The organism is Bacteroides sp. 90-K9/2 (assembly GCF_047310725.1).
In the GTDB taxonomy this organism is placed as follows: Bacteria; Bacteroidota; Bacteroidia; order Bacteroidales; family Bacteroidaceae; genus Bacteroides; species Bacteroides vicugnae.
The window spans coordinates 1,681,977-1,703,179 of sequence record NZ_JBCGVL010000001.1 but is presented as its reverse complement, the minus strand read 5'-3'; the positions used below and the strand labels follow the sequence as shown (position 1 = coordinate 1,703,179).

Genomic DNA, 21,203 nt, shown 5'->3' with positions numbered 1-21,203 from the left:
TTTATATTATTCTTTATTGGTTGATGCATTTTTCGCGTCATTCCGGGTCATGCGGATACGGTTGTAAACAGCCATACCGAGTGCCAGCGCGACAAGGATAGCCGGACCGATAATCTTCAGACTGTAAGTCAAGTGAAAGATACCCCAGCAGAAAAGGCTGGAAGCGAAATCGAGTGCTCCACCTTCGAAACCGGCGGGAATATTCACTGTCGGGTCACCCGTTGCAGCATATACATCTTTGGCAGCCAGCGTGAAGAAACCTGCCAGTCCTGTGACGAAATACAGTCCGACTGTTAAAGCTACCAGACCGATAATGAATGATTTCACTACGTTACCTTTTGTAATAGGCAGAATCATCGGGAATAAGTAGAACATACCTGCCAGAGAAGCCAACGGTAAGAAACGGTTGCCCGGAAGGATAACAGCCAGGAAGATCGTTACAGGGATCAAAAGCAAAGATACTACCAACGTAGTCGGATGACCGATTACCAATGCAGGGCTCATACCGATGCTCAAACCGGTGTTATTCTTATATTTTTTAGCGATCAACTCACGGGTAGCGTCAGAAATCGGTTTCAAACCTTCGATGAAAAGGCTGGTGATACGTGGAATCAACTCCATCACCGCACCCATCTTGATTCCTAATCCTAAAATCCCCGGAATACCGTCCAATACTTCTTTCCAACTGGCACAACCCAGTGCTCCGATACCGCAACCGATGACTATACCCAGAAACAACGGTTCACCCATCAATCCGAATTTCTTTTTCATACCTTCAGAATCGATATTCAGTTTGTCGAATCCCGGAATTTTATCAAGTAGTTTGTTGATTACAATAGCAAACGGAACAAAACTTTGGCAGAAAGGCTGTGGAATAGAGATACCCTCCATTTTATCATAGAACTTTTGGAAAGCGGGAGCAGTCATATCCGCCATTACCAGTGTAATGATGTAGCAGATGATTGCAGCGAAAAATCCCCAGAAGATATTGTCGGAAGCAAAATAAACGATCGCTCCGATAAAGGCGAAATGCCAGTAGTTCCAAAGGTCGATGTTGACAGTGCGGGTTGTTTTAGTAAGCAACATCAGCAAATTAACACCCAGACAAACCGGAATAATAAAAGCACCGACAGATGTGTTGTAGGCAACTGCTGCTGCAGAGGGCCATCCCATGTCGAAAATACCCAGTTCCAATCCGTAGATTTCTACCATTTTACTTAGTGCAGGGCCCAGGCTGCTGGTAAGCAACGCTGTGACTACTGATAAACCGACGAAACCGACACCTACCAATAAACCGCTTTTCAGCGCTTTAGAGAATTTAATACCGATACATACTCCTAAGATTGTGAAAATGACCGGCATCATCACTGCCGCTCCAAGACCGATAATGTACTTGAATACTTCTTCCATTCTGTTCTATTTTTTCTCTGTTTTAATGATAAATTACCTGTGTTTCCCCCAGAGGGTATTAGTTGTAAACCGTGCCAAAAGTACGACCTTTTCCGCTTTCTTCCAAAACGAAACTCTTAATTTATCAGATATTGCATAAAAAATGGACATTTTTGACGTTTACGTGCACAAAATTGGTCGTTTCCGTGCACGAAAAACAAAAAATGCACCTACTTGACTAAAAAATCCTATCGGGTTTGGAGGAAAAACACTACTTTCGTAGCGTGAAAGACTTGTATGTTTAATCCTTAAAATAACAAACCATGAGACGAACTCTTTTTTCTAATTTTTTTATATTGGCTCTGCTGATTGCAATGACCGTTCCGGTATCGGCGCAACAGGTAGACGGCAAGTTGCCCTGGTCTGTACGGATGACCGAATCGGAAATGATCCGTTGCCCGGAATCCTGGCAACTCGATTTCCAACCGAAATTGAAGTGGGATTATTGCCACGGACTGGAATTGGGAGCTATGCTTGATGTGTATGATGCTTATGGTGACAAGAAAATTCGTGATTATGCCATTGCGTATGCAGATACAATGGTGCATGGGGACGGCAGCATTACCGCTTACAAATTAACTGATTATAGTCTCGACCGTATCAACTCCGGAAAAATTCTTTTCCGTATCTATGAGCAAACGAAGAATCCTAAATATAAAAAAGCGCTCGATCTGCTTTATAGCCAGTTTGAAGGACAGCCGCGCAATGAAGACGGTGGTTTCTGGCACAAAAAGATTTATCCTCATCAGATGTGGCTGGACGGAATTTACATGGGAGCTCCCTTCTATGCCGAATATGCCTTCCGTAATAATCTTCCGCAGGACTATGCAGATGTTATCAACCAATTTATAACCTGTGCGCGGCATACGTATGACCCTAAGAACGGTCTTTATCGCCATGCGTGTGATGTAAGTCGTACCGAACGTTGGGCAGATCCGGTAACCGGACAGTCGAAACATACTTGGGGACGTGCTATGGGATGGTATGCAATGGCATTGGTAGATGCACTTGAATTTATTCCGCTGCATGAAGCCGGAAGAGATTCCCTGTTGGATATCCTGAATAATGTGGCTGTGCAGGTGAAGAAACTTCAAGACCCGAAGACAGGAGGATGGTATCAGGTAATGGACAGGAGTGGGGACAAGGGAAATTATGTGGAATCTTCCTGCTCTGCTATGTTCGTTTATTCGCTCTTTAAGGCAGTCCGTCTGGGATATATTGATAAATCTTATCTGGATGTAGCGCTGAAAGGTTATAAGGGATTTCTCGATAATTTTATCGAAGTGGACAAAAATGGATTGGTAACCATCACCAAAGCTTGCGCAGTAGCAGGATTGGGAGGAAAAGTGTACCGTTCCGGCGATTATGACTATTATATAAATGAAACTATCCGCAATAACGATCCTAAAGCCGTAGGACCTTTTATTATGGCTAGCTTGGAATATGAACGTTTACAAAAGTAATTTCCGGCGATGAAAAGGACTATTTTTAAAGGAATGATGTGTTTGCTTCTGCTTGGCGTGGGAGCAACATCTGTTTATTCACAGCAACAGCAACGCAAAGACACGTTAGTTGTGGCACGTGACGGGACAGGAGACTATCGTAATATTCAGGAAGCAGTGGAAGCTGTCCGCGCTTTTATGGATTATACGGTAACTATATTTATCAAGAATGGTGTCTATAAAGAAAAACTGGTCATCCCTTCTTGGGTAAAGAATGTTCAACTGGTGGGCGAAAGTGCAGAGAAAACGATTATTACTTATGACGATCATGCCAACATCAATAAGATGGGGACATTTCGTACCTATACAGTAAAAGTAGAGGGAAATGACATTACTTTTAAGGATTTGACGATTGAGAATAATGCGGCTCCATTGGGACAGGCGGTAGCTCTTCATACCGAAGGTGACAGGCTCATGTTTGTCAACTGCCGTTTCCTGGGAAATCAGGATACTATTTATACCGGTTCTGAAAGAACACGGCTCTTATTTACCAATTGTTATATCGAGGGGACTACCGATTTTATTTTTGGTCCCTCAACTGCTCTATTTGAATATTGTGAGCTTCATAGCAAACGCGATTCATATATCACGGCCGCTTCAACCCCACAAAGTGAAGAATTCGGATATGTTTTCAAGAACTGCAAGTTGACAGCTGCTCCGGATGTGAAAAAAGTATATCTGGGTCGTCCGTGGCGTCCTTATGCGGCAACGGTTTTTATTAATTGCGAGTTTGGTAATCACATCCGCCCCGAAGGATGGCACAACTGGAAGAATCCGGAGAACGAAAAAACAGCTCGTTATGCCGAATTTGGAAATACCGGTGCAGGTGCTGACACGACAGGACGTGTAATGTGGGCCAAACAGCTGACAAAGAAGGAAATAACGAAGTATACCCCGGAAAATATCTTTAAAGAAAGTAGTAACTGGTATCCTTATAAATGAGAGAAGCAAGGCGAATGGTTGCCAGCCCGCTTGTGATTATTAGTTTCAACGCTTGAAACACTTTGCTTCAATACGGTGAACACATTGGTTCAACCGAAATAAATCGGTTTACGATAAGCTGCAAGTTAGTATTATAATTATAGATAAATATGAAGACACAAAGACATAAAATGTGGGGGCTGCTGGCCGCAGTTTTCATTCTTTTTTCTGCATTTCGTGCGGACAAATCGGTTATCACTATCTTCATGATAGGCGATTCGACCATGGCTAACAAGAAAATAGATGGAGGAAACCCTGAACGTGGTTGGGGAATGGTGCTTCCCGGATTCTTTTCTGAAGATATACGGATAGACAATCATGCTGCTAACGGACGCAGCTCCAAGAGCTTTATCAGTGAAGGACGTTGGGAAAAAGTGATTTCCAAAGTGAAAAAAGGAGATTATGTCTTTATTCAGTTCGGTCATAACGATGAGAAAGCAGACTCTACCCGTCACACTGATCCGGGGACAACTTTTGATGAGATTCTTCGCCGCTATGTAAATGAAACCCGTGCCAAGGGTGGAATACCGGTATTGTTTAACTCTATCGTCCGTCGTAACTTTGTGCAACCGAAGGATGACGCCATTGCAAAAGATGTCCGCCGCACGCCGGGGGAAAAGGAACAGCCGAAGGAAGGAGCTGTTTTATTCGATACACATGGTGCTTATCTGGATGCTCCCCGCAATGTGGCAAAAGAATTAGGAGTGATTTTCATTGATATGAATAAAATCACTCATGACCTGGTACAAGGACTTGGACCAGTAGAATCTAAGAAATTATTTGTGTTTGTTGAGCCCAATCAAGTGCCTGCTTTTCCGAAAGGCCGTGAAGACAATACTCACTTGAATGTATACGGAGCGCGAACTATTGCAGGGCTGGCTGTGGATGCCATCGGCAAGGAAATTCCGGAATTGGCGAAATATATCCGTCAATCCGATTATGTAGTGGCTCAAGATGGTAGCGGTGATTTCTTTACCGTGCAGGAAGCGATCGATGCTGTTCCCGATTTTCGCAAAGACATCCGTACCACTATTCTGGTTCGCAAGGGTACTTATAAAGAGAAACTCATCATCCCTGAATCCAAGATTAATATTTCCCTGATTGGAGAAGAAGGTACGATATTGACTTATGACGGTTTCGCAAACAAGAAAAATGTATTCGGTGAGAATATGGGAACTTCCGGTTCATCCAGTTGCTATATCTATGCTCCCGACTTCTATGCGGAAAATATCACTTTTGAGAACTCATCAGGTCCCGTAGGACAGGCAGTTGCCTGCTTTGTATCTGCCGACCGTGTCTATTTTAAGAACTGCCGTTTCCTCGGCTTCCAAGATACTCTCTACACATATGGGAAGCAAAGCCGTCAATATTACGAAGATTGCTATATTGAAGGAACAGTCGATTTTATTTTCGGCTGGTCTACCGCTGTTTTTAATCGCTGTCACATTCATAGCAAACGCGATGGCTATGTCACTGCTCCTTCTACCGATAAAGGGAAAAAGTACGGCTATGTCTTCTACGATTGCCGGTTGACAGCAGAGCCGGAAGCCAAGAAAGTATATCTGTCCCGTCCTTGGCGTCCGTATGCACAGGCTGTATTTATTCGTTGTGAGTTAGGGAAACATATCCTTCCTGTCGGCTGGAATAATTGGGGCAAGAAAGAAAATGAAAAGACAGTCTTTTATGCCGAATACGAAAATCGGGGTGAAGGGGCCAACCCGAAAGCACGTGCTGCTTTCTCCCGACAATTGAAAAATCAGAAAGGATATGAGATAACAACTGTTCTGGCAGGAGAAGATGGTTGGAATCCGGTAGAGAACGGAAACAAACTGATAACGGTAAAGCGCTGATTTGATGAACAGGTAAAGAAACAAATTAGCTGGAAGCAGCAGAACAACAAAGCAGAAGTATAAATAAGTGGACATAAGAACAAAAGAGCGAAAAAACAGAATCCGACAAGATATTTTGTTCTTTTATTCTTATGTCTAAAATTGATGACTTGTTCTATAGAATGGTCCGATTCTGTTAAATAGCCGCTAAAGATTGCATTAAACTACAAGTATTTTTCTATCTTTACGGCACAGAACCGAGTGATATGATGAAGAAAACCTTAATTTCAGTAATCTTTTTGCTAGCTATTGTGTTCTTGACACATGCACAGCAGCACTGTTTTTTCACCCACTATTCTACTGAAGATGGATTATCCCAAAATACGGTGATGAACATCTTGCAGGATCACAAAGACAATCTTTGGTTTGCCACTTGGGATGGCATCAACCGTTTCAACGGTTATACCTTTAAAACATACAAGGCCCGTCAGGGAAACTATATCAGTTTGACCAATAACCGTGTAGATCGTATCTATGAAGACCGTTACGGTTTTCTGTGGCTACTGACCTATGATAATCGTGTCCATCGTTTCGATCCGAAGACGGAGACTTTTGAACAGGTGCCTGCTGCCGGAGAAGAGGGAAGCGCTTTCAATGTACATACCATTGAGGTGATGCCGAATGGAACCGTCTGGCTGCTGACAGAAAATGACGGAGCTATCCGAATCCAGACTCATCCGGATGAGAATAATCGCCTGACATGGGATATTTATTCCAGTAAGACGGAGTTATTTCCCTCTCTACATATACTCAAAGTACATCAAGATAAAGCAGGCAATGACTGGCTGTTGACAGATAACGGTCTCGGCATGATCCGCCCCGGAAAGAAAGAACCGGACTCTTACTTTACGGAGACAAAGGGAAAGTTTGGCGGAATGAACCAAGCTTTTTATGCAGTACAGGAGCGGGATAAGGACATTTGCTTTGCCTCCGATCATGGACGCATCTGGTCTTATCAGAAAGAAAGCGGAGAATTTACGTTGATCGAGCTCCCCACGAAAGGACGGATCACTTCTATTCATCCGGTTGCACCGGACATCTCTGTGATCACTACTGATTCGGATGGTTTCTTTACTTACAACTTGCGGACTAAAACAAATGTGCATTATTCATTCCTGACTTGCAAGGCTTTACCCGCAAAACCGATCCTTTCTGCTTATGTAGACCGTGCTTCGGAAGTGTGGTTTGAGCAGGAAGAACCGGGTGTTGTAGCCCATTTTAATCCTTCGACCGGAGTGGTGACCCGTGAACAGATTCTTATTGAATACAGTAATCCCGAACGTTCCCGTCCGGCCTTCCATATCCATGAAGATGTAAACGGATATCTTTGGGTACATCCTTACGGAGGAGGTTTCTCTTATTTTGATCCTCAAAAAAAGCGGTTGGTTCCTTTCTATAATGAATTGGGTAGCCGTGACTGGCGTTTTTCCAATAAGATTCATTCGGCTTTCTCCGACAAACAAGGTAATTTATGGCTTTGCACCCACTCCAAGGGATTGGAGAAGGTGACTTATCGGAATGTACCTTTTGCAATGATGACTCCCATGCCGCATGAACATGAATCATTGCATAATGAGGTGCGTGCCCTGTGCGAAGACAAACTGGGTAATCTGTGGGTTGGCTTGAAAGATGGCATGCTTCGTATGTATGATGCCGATAAAACTTATAAAGGATACCTGACCGAAAGCGGCATCGTTTCTACTACTGGTACTCCCATGTTGGGAACTGTTTATTTTGTTATTCAGGATTCGAAAGGAATGATCTGGATTGCAACAAAAGGAGACGGACTTGTCCGTGCCGAGCCGACTTCTTCCAACGGAATGTCTTATAAACTGACCCGTTATCTTCATCGTGAAGAAGATATGTACAGTTTGAGCGATAACAATGTGTATTGTATCTATGAAGATCATTATGGTCGTATCTGGGTAGCTACTTTTGCCGGAGGTATCAATTATATTACGGAGAATGAAGCAGGAAAGACGTTGTTTATCAATCACCGGAACAATCTGAAAGGATATCCGATTGATCCTTGCTACAAAGCGCGTTTCATTACTTCCGATCATAATGGACGTCTGTGGGTAGGCACAACTACGGGAGCTGTTGCTTTTGATGAGAACTTTAAGAAACCGGAGGATGTGCAGTTTTATCATTTCTCCCGTATGCCGAACGATACGCAAAGTTTGAGTAATAATGATGTCCATTGGATTATTTCCACTAAGAAAAAGGAACTTTATCTGGCTACTTTCGGCGGGGGACTCAACAAACTGGTATCTATCAGTAAAGACGGTCATGGAGAGTTCAAATCATATTCCGTACTGGATGGTCTTCCTTCTGACGTCTTGCTTTCTGTCCGCGAAGATAGTAAGGAGAATTTATGGATTAGTACGGAGAATGGGATTTGTAAGTTCATCCCGTCTGAAGAACGTTTTGAAAGTTACGACGAACGTAGTATTACTTTCCCGGTGCGCTTTAGTGAAGCGGCTTCCACATTGACGGCTAAAGGAAGTATGCTTTTCGGTGCCAGTGGCGGAGTCTTTATATTTAATCCCGACTCTATTCGTAGGAGTAGCTATATCCCACCTATCGTATTCTCCAAGCTGATGGTGGCTAATGAGGATATTACACCCGGAGATGACTCCTTGCTGAAGGTGGATATTGACGATACCGACCCATTGGTGCTCTCACACAAAGAGAATATTTTCTCCGTTCACTTTGCGGCACTTGATTATACCAATCCGCAGAATATACAGTATGCTTATATTCTCGACGGATTTGAGAAACAGTGGACTTTTGCCGACAAACAGCGTAGTGTGACTTATACGAATCTTCCGAAAGGAGAGTATGTGCTCCGTGTTCGTTCAACGAATAGTGATGGTGTGTGGGTGGATAATGAACGTCTGCTGAACATTGTTATTCTTCCTTCTTTCTGGGAGACGCCGGTAGCTTATGTGCTTTATGTACTTTTTATTCTGATTATTATTTTCGTAGCCGTTTATATCCTGTTTACCATTTATCGGTTGAAGCATGAGGTTTCGGTCGAACAGCAGATTTCGGATATAAAACTACGTTTCTTTACTAATATATCGCATGAGTTGCGTACTCCGCTTACGTTGATAGCAGGTCCGGTGGAGCAGGTCTTGAAGAATGATAAATTGCCGGCTGATGCTCGCGAACAGTTAGTGGTGGTTGAACGGAATACCAATCGGATGCTCCGTCTTGTCAATCAGATTCTGGACTTCCGCAAGATTCAGAATAAGAAGATGAAGATGCAGGTGCAGCGGCTGGATATTGTACCTTTCGTCCGTAAGGTGATGGATAATTTTGAAGCTGTGGCCGAAGAACATCGGATTGATTTCCTGTTCCAGACCGAAAAGGAACATCTTTATCTTTGGGTGGATGCCGATAAGCTGGAAAAGATTGTATTCAATTTGCTTTCCAATGCATTTAAATATACGCCGAATGGTAAGATGATTACAGTGTTTATCCGTGAAGATGAAAATACAGTTTCTATTGGCGTGCAAGATCAGGGTATCGGTATTGCGGAAAATAAAAAGAAGTCACTGTTTGTCCGTTTTGAGAATCTGGTGGATAAGAATCTTTTCAATCAGGCTAGTACGGGTATCGGACTTTCATTGGTGAAAGAGCTGGTAGAAATGCATAAAGCGACTATTTCCGTTGATAGCCATTTGGGAGAAGGGAGTTGCTTCAAAGTAGATTTCCTAAAGGGAAAAGAACATTATGATAAGGAAGCCGAGTTTATTCTGGAAGATGCGGTTGCTCCGGCAAGAATGGGACAAGTAGTGGATATAGCCAATTCTTCCATTCAGTCTGAAACGTTGGTAAGCGATGATTCGGAGAAAATTGAAGATGTGTATGGGGAAGAATTTGCGAAAGAAGAAAACTCCAAAGAATTGATGTTGTTAGTCGAAGATAATCAGGAGTTACGTGAATTCTTGCGCAGTATATTTTCTCCGATGTACCGGGTGGTGGAAGCTGCTGACGGTAAGGAGGGGGCAAGCAAGGCTTTGAAGTACCTGCCGGATATTATCATCAGTGACGTGATGATGCCTGAGAAAGATGGTATCGAAATGACGCGCGAACTGCGTGCGGATATGACGACCAGCCATATACCTATCATCTTGCTTACTGCCAAAACTACGATTGAAAGCAAACTGGAGGGACTGGAATATGGTGCGGACGATTATATAACGAAGCCTTTCAGTGCTACCTATTTGCAAGCCCGTGTGGAAAATCTGTTGATGCAGCGTAAGAAACTGCAAAGTTTCTACCGGGATAGTCTGATGCATATCAATATTTCTACCGGCCAGGAGGTAGCGCCTGTGGCTACGGATATGCCGTCTGCTGAAGAAGATGCCTCCGAAACTGTACCTGCAACTCTCGAAATGTCTCCCAACGACCGTAAGTTTATGGATAAATTGGTAGAGTTGATGGAGCAGAACATGGATAATGGAGAACTGGTGGTAGATGATCTGGTTCGGGAACTGGCTGTCAGCCGTTCTGTCTTCTTCAAGAAGCTGAAAACACTTACCGGACTGGCTCCGATTGAATTTATCAAAGAAATGCGTATCAAGCGGGCTACACAATTAATAGAAACCGGAGAATTTAATATGACCCAGATTTCGTATATGGTAGGCATTAATGATCCGCGTTATTTCAGTAAATGCTTTAAAGCACAGGTTGGAATGACGCCTACGGAGTATCGGGATAGAGTGGGGAGATAACAAGAAAGGCTATCAGATAAAATGATAGCCTTTCAATTTTAGTATGTCTTTTCAGACATTCCATTATTTTCTTATTCTGTCCAGCGAGGATCACCAATGCCACTTGGGAATAGGGCATCTATGATTTTGAAGTTTCCTTCTTCCGGATTTTCGAACACTTCCGCAGATGATTTATCATATTTGGTTACATCACCAAGAGTACTATGGAATGTCATATCATTAGTACCATAAACTTTCTCGATAGTCAGACTAAGATTTGCAGCTGCATTTGCATTATGAGCTTTTCTACTGCTTCCACCATTAGCCAAGATTGTATTTTTGATAGCTAAGGACATTCCTGTCGTATTTTTATCTCCTAATTCTAATAATGCTTTTGAACCTCCCCAGCCATACATCGTACAATAATCGATGGAGAAAGAAGCTGCATTTCCTGCATAGAAGATTCGTCCTTGTGGCTTAATCAAGGTACTATTAGTTATTTCAGTAACAGGGATTTGGGCAACTGTTGATTCTTTATAAGCAAACATATCTCCGCTACAACCGTTGATAATAGATTTACTTACACTAACTTTATTGATTTGAATACTAGTACCTTCTTTAGCTCTTACTAACGATTTAGAATTGTTTATCGTACAATTCTCTATTAATAGAGTGTTGATACTAGTTGCTATATCATCTGTCATTTCTGTACTCTTCTGAAGATTAAAGAAATAATCTCCCTGCGCATCGGCATTTAAGTTATAGAAACGTACCACATCCTTATTTCCTAAAGTCAAAATAGTTTTAGTTGTCATCGTTGCTTGTTCAGCTCCTCCACTTGCTCCCCAAAATACTATTGATGTAATAGTTTCAGGTACAATGACAGCTTTATTGAATGTGATCGTTGTAGAGTGAGGCACAACCAGAACGATATTTCCACTTTGAGCAGCAAGCACCTCATTAGGATCATCAGCAGCTGTAAGATATACAGGTGTATAACCGTCCGGGAAGTTTTCTGTAGTTTGGAACGATTTCTCACCTCTCAAGATTTCTTCACCACTGACAGTATTGTATATACCAATAGTATATGCGGTAGAAGCAGCCAGTCCTGTAAGTTGGTAACTACCTTTAGCATTCATTTCCGAAGTGATTGGAATGTTTGTAACTGCTGAAGTTTCTGTGTTCGTCAGTAGGAAATGAGTTACACTCTGATTCTTTTTCCATGTGATAATGGCAGTAGAACCGGTGATGGTTGAGATATCTTCAATTAACTGTTCTGTTTTAGTCTTAAAGCTTGTATTTTCCGGATATACCCATTTGGAAGGTGATGCTATTTCTGAGCATGAGCGAATACGAATATAGTAATTGGTATTTGCATCCAATCCCTCAATAGTGTATGGAGAGCTTTTTATACTCTTATCCTCTCCGAAAATAACAGAGCCTTCCTGATAATTTTCAGCGGTGAGTTCAGAAGTATTCACTTCAATGATATAATAATCGGTATTGATTGTATTATTCCATATAACTTCAGCATCGTTGATGCTAGGGCTGACTGCCAGTTTAGTACTACGGAACAGACGATTGTAGGCACTGTCTGTTTCCCAATCATTTGCTTTCTCACACGATGAAAGCAGTACGGTCAGGACTATAAAAAGTCCTGATAAAACCGTATATTTTGTTGATTTGATAATATTCATGTTCATGAGATCAATTATTGAATGATATTCATACATTTATTAGAAGTTATAGGAGTTTTCTATGTATCCATTGGCATCCGAAACTGTTTTGGAGCCTATTGGTAATAGATGTCTATTTTTGATTGTAGTATTTAAACCACTGCTGATATCATCTACATACTCAAGATTTAAATCATTGGTTGTTTTGCTAGTATCTGCTACTCCTTTCTTCCATTCATAGTTAGTTCCCCAACCAGTAACATACTCATAACCTGCAGTCTTTGCAGCTTCCTTCACTTTATCAGGATCCTCAAGGTCTCTAAGGTCGGTAGGAATTTGTTCAGTACGCCAAGTGATACTGTTCATATCAATTGAATATGGATCATCACTTTTCATTTTGTAGAAGATAAATTTAGGAGCTGTTTCAATCATGGCTTTATAGTCTGTCCTGAACTGATCCAGTTTTTCAGAGAGTGTTCCCCAACGTATCAGATCGTATTTTCGAACACATTCTCCTGCAAATTCCCATGCGCGTTCCTGGTCAAGTGCTTCCATGAAGTTGTTTCGGGCAGATGCTTCAATTGCTGTTTTGGCAGCAGTCTGGGCAGCAGTATCGAAAGCACGAATGTGTACTTCTGTCAAAGCTTCAAGTGCGGTTTTAGTAGTGGTGCCGTTTGGATTGCTACTTTCTAATCCATACAAGTTATACATAACTTCAGCATACATTAATAAAATATCAGAATAACGCATCACTACCCAGTTAATACCCGGAGCCCATTTCTGGTCTGTATTTTGTGCCAAAGAGATGATTGCATCGTCCATTCTACGGATATCCCATTTTGCTACGTAAGCACTGAAAGGAGAGTTGGAAAGCAATGTCTCTTTTATGACTGCTTTATTGTCTACTGTAGTCTGTTTTAATTCATAATAGGCGCATGTAATGTCTCTACGGCTGTCGTTATTGTCAAAAGACAAGATATAAGAAGCTGTGAGTCTGATGTTACCACTACTGTTGCCTTTTGCGCCATATTTATTGCTGGCACCATTAATACGAACTCCGGTACTGTATCCCATTTCACCTGATCTTCCTAATCCGTGAGCTACCTCGTATAGATTTTCGTAATATTTAGTATCTAATGTCCGCTTGTTGATCAAATCCCATTGGTTCTCAAAAGACGGATTCAATTTATGAACTTGTTTACTAACTACAATATCCAAATGTGCCAATGCACGTTCGTGTAGTTTTTGAACTTCTGCTTCTGACGGGCGTTGAGTGGGGAATTGTCCGTCACTGCAAGTCGGATGATTTCTATAACCTGTTTTTGCCTGTTCGCGGATGCTATATCCGGCACGTGATAAAGCAATACGGGCAAATAGACCATGTGCAAAACCTGCAGTGGCATGTTCTGTTGTGTATCCGTCTTCACCTGCCCAAGGAAGATAATTTGCAGCTTCATCCAGATCATCTAATAGTTGGTCTAAGATAACGTCACGGTCTGTTTTTGCTGCATACATGTTAGAGCCGTCAGCTTGAGTAGGTTCAAAACGCATAGGGACATCTCCGTAATTTTTAACAATATCATAATATACCATTGCACGCATGGTCAATGCTTCTCCTAAATAGCGAAGCATTGGTTTACGAGTGGTAGTCCCTTCTGCTAACAGATCACTATTACGAATACCATCAATAACGATGTTGGCATTTTCAATAATAGCAAAGCATCTTTCCCAGTTTGTATCGAGTTTATCCCATCCTTTGCTTAGATAGTAGTTTCCTAATCCTCTTTCTGAATTCTGATGAACTTCAGATTGCTTGGTTGCATTTGCCAGTTCGATATCTGTATTATTACCAAAATTAATAGGGATACGAGAACCATAAGTATGGTCGTATGTCAAATCGGCATATACCTTGTTTAACGCCTGTTCTGTATATACAACAGAGTTAAAGACGTTTTCTCCTTTTAATTCCGAAGGGGAAGACTGATCGAGAAAATCACTGCATGAAAACAATCCCAGCAGTCCGGTTCCTAATAATATTGATTTTATATAAGTTTTCATATATGTATTTCCTTTCTATTTATGGGTTAGAATGTAACATTAATACCCCCTACAAATGAGCGGCTTTTGGGATATGCGGAGTAATCTACACCTGGAGTCATAGGAGTACTGCGGCGTGTATCTACTTCCGGATCTGCTCCTGAATATTTGGTAAAGCAGTATAAGTTGTAACCAGTTACATAGATACGTACGTTTTGCATAAATATTTTGTTTACAAAAGCTTTAGGCAATGTGTATCCAATTGAGATATTGTTGACGCGGAGGAAAGAACCATCTTCTACTGCCCAGTCAAGCAATGGCATCTCTGTAATTGAGCCCGGATTATACATGGAAGCTCCGGCATTCACTTCATTTAAACGATTAATAGTATAATCAAGTCCATTACTTTTGATATATGAACTCTTTAACATATTTTCTCCTGTTGTGGGATCAATCCAAGAATAACGTTTGGCTAAAGTGAAGTTGTCATTTAAATTCCATCCCTTTTTAGTATCATTATAGTAGCCTGAACCTAATTTGGTCGCATTAACGATCTTGTTACCAAGAGAGTAGTTAAAGAAGGCTGATAGATCAAAATTCTTGTAGCGCATGTTTATACCGAAACCACCAGTAACAGTTGGAACTGTATTGCCCAAACGCTTTTTAGTAAATTTACCATCTTCATCAGCTTTCAGTTTCAATGCACCCGGACCGAAATTGTTATATTTAATCAGCTCCGTTGGATCAGTAAGGTTTTCGTTAAGTACCCATTTACTACCGTCCCATGAGAAATCGTCAGTAGTGTAAAAACCATCCAATTCATATCCATATACTTCTCCCAGACGTCCTCCTTCTTCAATAAAGAAGTCGTTTTGTCCGGCTGGCTTACCTCCCCAGTTACTACTTTGCCAAGTTTGTCCTCCGGCTAGTTTGTCAATTTTGGCTTTATTATAAGAAATGTTGAAGTTCGCATTTAAACCGAAGTCCTTAGTATCTACTATGACTGCATCTAATGCTAATTCTATACCTTTGTTCGATGTCTGTCCAAAATTCTTATATTGGGTGGAAAAACCTGTACTTGAAGGAATTGTTGCATTCATTAATAGGTCTTTAGTTGTATTCCAATATGCATCAATGCTACCTGATAAACGGTTATTCCAAAATCCGAAATCAATACCTAAGTTACGGGTAAGCGTTGTTTCCCATTTTAGATCAGGATTGGAAAGATTGGAAGCATGTTGTAGCACAACAGCACTCATTTCATTGAAATAAATGTTCTTATCACTTGTTTCCGCTAATGAGAAAGTAGAATTGATGGCACCAGATTTGATACGGTTATTACCGGCAGTACCCACACTTAAACGTAGTTTTAGGTTGGATAACCATTCCTTGCTTCTTTCCATCCATGCTTCGTCAGATATTCTCCATGCCAGAGCTAATGAAGGGAAATATCCCCATTGGTTTCCTTTGGAGAATTTACTGGATCCGTCAGCGCGCATGGTGAAAGTCATCAGATATTTGTCTTGTATTGTGTAGTTGACACGTCCGAAGAACGATAGCAGATTATCTTTAAAGCCAATGTAAGTAGAGGTTGGCAATGCTGTTCCGTTACTCATACCGGAAAGAACATCATCAATGGTCATATATTTGGAAAATGCAACAGAAGTGTTAATTGTCTCGTGATCATAACTGCTTGAAACTTCATGTCCCAACATTACATTTAACTTGTGCGTGTTATTCAAGAATTTGGTATCATATGTTACTGTATTTGCATTACGCCAGTTCTTGTTAATAACCTTGTTTAATAGAGCTTGTGGTTGTCCATAATAACCATATTTAGAATTACTTGTAGCTTCCACTCCCCATACTTGGTCCGTATTGTTATATCTCCAGCCATAACCGAACTCACTTCTGAAAGTCAATCCTTTGATTGGTTTCCAATTAAGTCCTACATTATAGTTTTGTTGTAGCCGAGTCTGTTTTTTGTAAGTTGCATTTAAACGTTCTAACGGATTATATTGTGCATTATTCACATTCTCATCATCATCGCTGTCAGAACTTGTTGTATTTATTTCTTCTACTGGCTTATAGATAACGGAACGTGCTATCAATGAATTGGCTGCGCTTGATTCATTTGCATCTGCTCCACCACTGATACCATCAATCGTTTGGTAACTAAAACGGGCGTTAAAGTCCATCGTTAACCATTTGCTGATATTGGTATTAAGTTTAGCATTAATGTTCTCTTTAGAGAAGCCTGAACCAAGCATGATACTTTTTTCTTCGTTATGGGCGTAGCTGACGCTGAACTTAGTATCTTTATTGCCTCCACTTACACTCACATTGTATTGTTGCTGATTTCCTGTGCGACCAAAAATTTCATCCTGATAGTCAGTACCTTTCATCGATTTGTAAATATCCAAATCATCAAAGATACCATATTTCATACCTTCCTGATCTATTTCTTGTTGCCATAATACATATTCGTACGGGTTTAATACATCTACCATTTTGGTAACTTTACGAACACCGAACGAGGCACCCAAGTTTACCTGGATTTTACCTTCCTGACCGGATTTAGTAGTGATGATGATAACACCATTTGCACCGCGGGCCCCATAAATAGCAGTAGAAGAAGCATCTTTCAATACATCTACTGATTGAATATCTGTTGGAGCAATATCAGAAATACTTGATACGGGAAATCCGTCTACAATATAAAGCGGTGAGTTATCTTGGGATAGAGAGCCACCACCACGTACGCGGATTTTTACGTCTGCATCAGGAGATCCTTCAGTAGTCGTAATAGATACACCGGCCATTTTTCCTTGTAGTGCTTCTGATGCGGAAGATACTGGAATGGCAGCAATCTGTTTTGCACTAACAGAAGACACTGAACCAGTCAAATCCTTTTTGGCAACAGTGCCATAACCAATTACTACCACCTCATCTAGTGCTTGTGTGTCATCAGAAAGGGTGACATTAATAGGGCCTTGTCCTTTTATAGCAATATCCTGCGTCTTCATTCCAATATAAGAAAATGTAAGGGTTGCTTTTGCAGGAACTTTAATAGAATAGTTACCATCTAAATCGGTAATTGTACCGTTGGTGGTATTGCCTTTCTCAACTATAGAAGCTCCGATGATCGGTTCTCCTGTTGTGTCTTTCACATTACCTTTTACGGTAATTGTTTGCGCTGATACGCCAAGCGATATCGCTGCAAATAGCATTAGCAGCCAACTGCGCATGTTTTTCACTTTGTTAGACATTCTTTGCATGTTTATTAATTAATGGTTATTGTTTTTGATTCTGTACTCACATTTAGGGTTAATTCCTCGGTACAAAAGTATAGGAATGTGAATATAGGTATGTGCAATATTTGTTTTTCACCTAGTATTTTTTGTTTTTTAATTGCTGACAGGCATTTTTATGATAGTTTTGAAACAAAAAATACACATGATAGCTTGAAATGCCTTGTTTTGTCGATTTTAGTACTTGGGAAAAACAAAATTTGAACATGACTATTCTTTTTCCTGCTTACTTTTGCTCCCATTAATCTAATAATGTATGAAAATGGATATAATTCTAAGTAGATGGTATTGGGCCGTTTTGTTTGTTTTTGGAATCATGGCATGTACTGATAGTGTTGATACCAATGAAAATCCGAAAGAACCCGAAGGGACTGGAGATGTTCAAGATGAAAAGATACCGGCTTTTCCTGGGGCGGAGGGACATGGACGCTACACGACCGGAGGACGTGATGGCGATGTATATATTGTTACTTCATTGGAAGACAAACAGCAAAACGGAACCTTACGTTATGGTATAGAGAAATTAAGCGGAAAACGTACGATTGTTTTCCAAGTATCAGGAACTATTCATTTAAATAGTGATTTAAAAATAAAAAATGGAGATTTAACCATTGCAGGTCAGACAGCTCCGGGTGATGGTATTTGCTTAGCTGGCTATCCGGTCTTTTTGGAGGCAGATAACGTAATTGTCCGTTTTCTACGTTTCCGAATGGGAAATAAAGAAGATGTAAGTGCAGATGGGGCAGATGCTTTTGGTGGTCGGTATCATAAAAATATAATGATTGATCATTGTTCCATGAGTTGGTGTACCGATGAATGTGTTTCTTTCTATCAAAATGAAAATTTCACATTGCAATGGTGTCTCATTTCTGAAAGTCTACGTTTAGGTGGTCATACGAAAGGTCCACATGGTTATGGTGGTATTTGGGGAGGAATGAAAGCTTCTTTTCATCATAATCTATTGGCGCATCATGATAGCCGTAATCCTCGTTTAGGTCCTGGAGTTAATTCGACAAAGGAGAATGAAATTGTAGATATGCGTAATAATGTTATTTATAACTGGTGCGGGAACTCTTGCTATGGTGGAGAAGCCATGCATGTAAATATTGTAAATAATTTCTATAAACCCGGTCCTGCTACCCCTACCGGCACTTCAAAGCGTGGACGTATTATTGCTATTGATAAAAAAGTGAGTGATTCGGATAAGAAATCATATCCGGCTATTTTTGATACTTGGGGAGATTTCTTCATTCAAGGAAATGTAGTGGATGATGGAAAAATTAACGGTGCGGCTGATTATGACCGTTGTGTGAAAGCCACGGAGGATAATTGGGAGTATGGTGTTTATAATCAGTTTGATAAAAAGTATGGAACTTTGGATGAAGATACAAAAAAAGCTCTTAGACGGACAATTCCTGTAGAGACAGGTACTGTTACAACTCATGATGCCCGTACGGCCTTTGAGCGTGTAATGGATTATGTGGGTTGTTCATTGAATAGAGATGAAATAGATGCACGCATTGTTCAAGAGACTCGAACTGGAACTGCAAATTATCAGGGAAAGAATGAGCACAATGGTCAGGGAGTTGTTGAAGGTATTGACTGGAAAAGTGTGGGATATCCAAAGAAAGGTATCATTGATAGCCAGGATGACGTGATTCCTATTGGAGCATTGTCTGCATGGCCTGAATTGTTACAAGATACTGTGCTGAAAGATTCCGATAATGATGGTATACCTGATGAATGGGAAAGAAAGCATGGTTTAAATCCGGATGATGCTTCAGATCGAAATGGTAGAACGGTAGATGAAGAAGGGAAATATACGAATTTGGAAATGTATATGAATAGTTTGGTTCAAAAAATTGTTGAAGGACAGAATAAAGGAGGGATACAATAGACAAATCTGCTATATTGGGATATTATTTTGATAAATAAAAAGAATATGAATTTAATCTTTCGTTGTTTGGTTGTATTTTTAACTATGATGGGGAGTGAAGTTATTTTTGCCTCTTCAGGTGTTGGTAATACTCTTGATTTTGGAGAGCTGGCTGCTTTTCCTGGTGCAGAGGGATATGGGAGCATGACTACAGGTGGACGTGGTGGTAAGGTGTATATAGTTACTTCATTGGCTGATAATGGATTACCTGGTACTTTACGATATGGTATAGAAAAGTTGGATGGTCCTCGTACTATCATTTTCCAAGTATCTGGTACGATATTTCTGCTTAAAGACTTGAAAATACGGAAAGGGGATTTAACCATTGCGGGACAAACTGCCCCAGGAGGAGGAATTTGTATAGCGGGTTATCCGGTAACAAACTATGCAAGTAATGTAATTCTTCGTTTTTTACGTTTTCGTATGGGTAATAAAGAGTGTGTACATCCTGACGGCGCGGATGCTTTAGGAGGGAAAGGAGCGAAGAATGTGATTATAGATCATTGTTCTGTAAGTTGGTGTACCGATGAATGTGCTTCGTTTTATGAAAATGATGATTTTACTATGCAATGGTGCATTATTTCGGAGAGCCTTAGATTGGGAGGACATACAAAAGGACCTCATGGTTATGGAGGAATCTGGGGAGGTGAACACTCTTCTTATCATCATAATCTGTTAGCCCATCATGATAGTCGTAACCCTCGTTTTGGTTTAGGAGCCAAGGCTCGTAAGCATGGAGAATGTGATGGTGATAATGTCGATTTTCGTAATAATGTTATTTATAATTGGGGAATGAATAGTTCGTATGGTGGGGAAAGGATGAATATTAATCTAGTGAATAATTATTATAAACCGGGTCCTGCTACAGTGACGGGATCTAAACGTGGGCGGATTTTTGCTATAGATGCAACAGAAGATGGAAATGGAGGTTATTTGTGGGGAAAGTATTATATTGATGGTAATGTTGTAGACGGAGGGGCAGATGATAAAAACAGCCAGAAGGCTACAGCTGATAATTGGGAATATGGAGTTTATAATCAATTCTCAAGTAATTATAAAAAAGTAATTACAGAAAAGACTAAAGATTCTATTCGTCTGAATGAACCTCACGGGTTTGCATCGGTAACGACACATACAGCTTTCAATGCTTATAAACGAGTATTGGATTATGCGGGATGTTCATTACATCGAGATGATGTTGATATACGTATTGTGGAGGAAACACGTACCAGGACAGCCGGATATAAAGGTTTGAATAATCATAATGGAGAAGGGGGCATGTGGAAAAGTGAAGGATATCCGAAACCCGGATTGATAGATAGTCAGGATGATTTGCTTTCTTCAAATGCTCCGGAGAATGTTTCTCCATGGCCTGTTCTTCCACAAGGAACTGTCTTGGTTGATTCCGATAATGATGGTATGCCTGATGTATGGGAGAGAAAATTTGGATTAAATCCGAATGATGCTTCTGATTGTAATGGAAAAACGATAGATAAATATGGTCAGTATACCAATCTAGAAATGTATATGAATAGTTTAGTACATGATATTGTTGAAAAACAGAATAACGGTGGAAAGAAATAATTTATAAACAGATAAGATTTGTCTTTGTCGGGCGAGGTCGTTTATCATAATCGTATTCACCGGTTTTTATCCGGCATTCATCGGAATTTATACCGTAAATCAACAGAAAAGCCTGTG

Annotated in this window: 10 protein-coding genes; 6 read left to right on the top strand and 4 right to left on the bottom strand. The window is 40.7% G+C overall.

The annotated features are described in order from the left end of the window. Positions 1-6: 6 nt before the first annotated feature. Positions 7-1,410, bottom strand: coding sequence for a PTS galactitol transporter subunit IIC (locus AAHJ11_RS06460; protein WP_259022246.1), 1,404 nt, complete (start codon positions 1,408-1,410; stop codon positions 7-9). Positions 1,411-1,712: 302 nt separating this feature from the next. Here AAHJ11_RS06460 and AAHJ11_RS06455 point away from each other — a divergent pair, with 302 nt between their 5' ends. The 4 genes from AAHJ11_RS06455 to AAHJ11_RS06440 all read left to right on the top strand — a co-directional run bounded on the left by AAHJ11_RS06455 (position 1,713) and on the right by AAHJ11_RS06440 (position 10,563). Then, a complete protein-coding gene (locus tag AAHJ11_RS06455; protein WP_074636954.1) occupies positions 1,713-2,912 on the top strand; it encodes a glycoside hydrolase family 88 protein in 1,200 nt (399 codons plus the stop codon). Between the two features lie 9 nt (positions 2,913-2,921). Further along, entirely contained in the window at positions 2,922-3,893 is a 972-nt protein-coding gene (locus tag AAHJ11_RS06450; RefSeq protein ID WP_217722036.1) for a pectinesterase family protein, read from the top strand. Positions 3,894-4,042: 149 nt separating this feature from the next. After that, positions 4,043-5,782, top strand: coding sequence for a pectinesterase family protein (locus AAHJ11_RS06445; protein WP_413579203.1), 1,740 nt, complete (start codon positions 4,043-4,045; stop codon positions 5,780-5,782). 245 nt (positions 5,783-6,027) lie between these two features. After that, positions 6,028-10,563: a two-component regulator propeller domain-containing protein gene (locus AAHJ11_RS06440; RefSeq protein ID WP_413579202.1), complete on the top strand. Its 4,536-nt coding sequence runs from the start codon at positions 6,028-6,030 to the stop codon at positions 10,561-10,563. A 71-nt stretch (positions 10,564-10,634) separates the two neighbouring features. Here the strand turns inward: AAHJ11_RS06440 and AAHJ11_RS06435 are convergent, their stop codons facing one another. From AAHJ11_RS06435 to AAHJ11_RS06425, 3 genes are read right to left on the bottom strand one after another with little or no spacing between them, the layout of a single operon-like run. Then, the gene (locus AAHJ11_RS06435; RefSeq protein WP_167511834.1) at positions 10,635-12,245 is read right to left on the bottom strand and encodes a DUF5123 domain-containing protein; all 1,611 of its coding nucleotides are present in this window, start codon (positions 12,243-12,245) and stop codon (positions 10,635-10,637) included. Positions 12,246-12,278: 33 nt separating this feature from the next. Further along, positions 12,279-14,276, bottom strand: a complete 1,998-nt coding sequence (locus AAHJ11_RS06430) for a RagB/SusD family nutrient uptake outer membrane protein (protein ID WP_148366413.1) — start codon at positions 14,274-14,276, stop codon at positions 12,279-12,281. A 26-nt stretch (positions 14,277-14,302) separates the two neighbouring features. Further along, positions 14,303-17,524 carry a SusC/RagA family TonB-linked outer membrane protein gene (locus AAHJ11_RS06425; protein ID WP_148366412.1) on the bottom strand — a complete coding sequence of 1,074 codons (3,222 nt, stop codon included), beginning with the start codon at positions 17,522-17,524 and terminating at the stop codon, positions 14,303-14,305. A gap of 298 nt (positions 17,525-17,822) precedes the next feature. Here AAHJ11_RS06425 and AAHJ11_RS06420 point away from each other — a divergent pair, with 298 nt between their 5' ends. Beyond that, positions 17,823-19,463, top strand: coding sequence for a pectate lyase (locus AAHJ11_RS06420; protein WP_074636966.1), 1,641 nt, complete (start codon positions 17,823-17,825; stop codon positions 19,461-19,463). Between the two features lie 45 nt (positions 19,464-19,508). Next, positions 19,509-21,086: a polysaccharide lyase family 1 protein gene (locus AAHJ11_RS06415; RefSeq protein WP_320974898.1), complete on the top strand. Its 1,578-nt coding sequence runs from the start codon at positions 19,509-19,511 to the stop codon at positions 21,084-21,086. Positions 21,087-21,203: the final 117 nt, after the last annotated feature.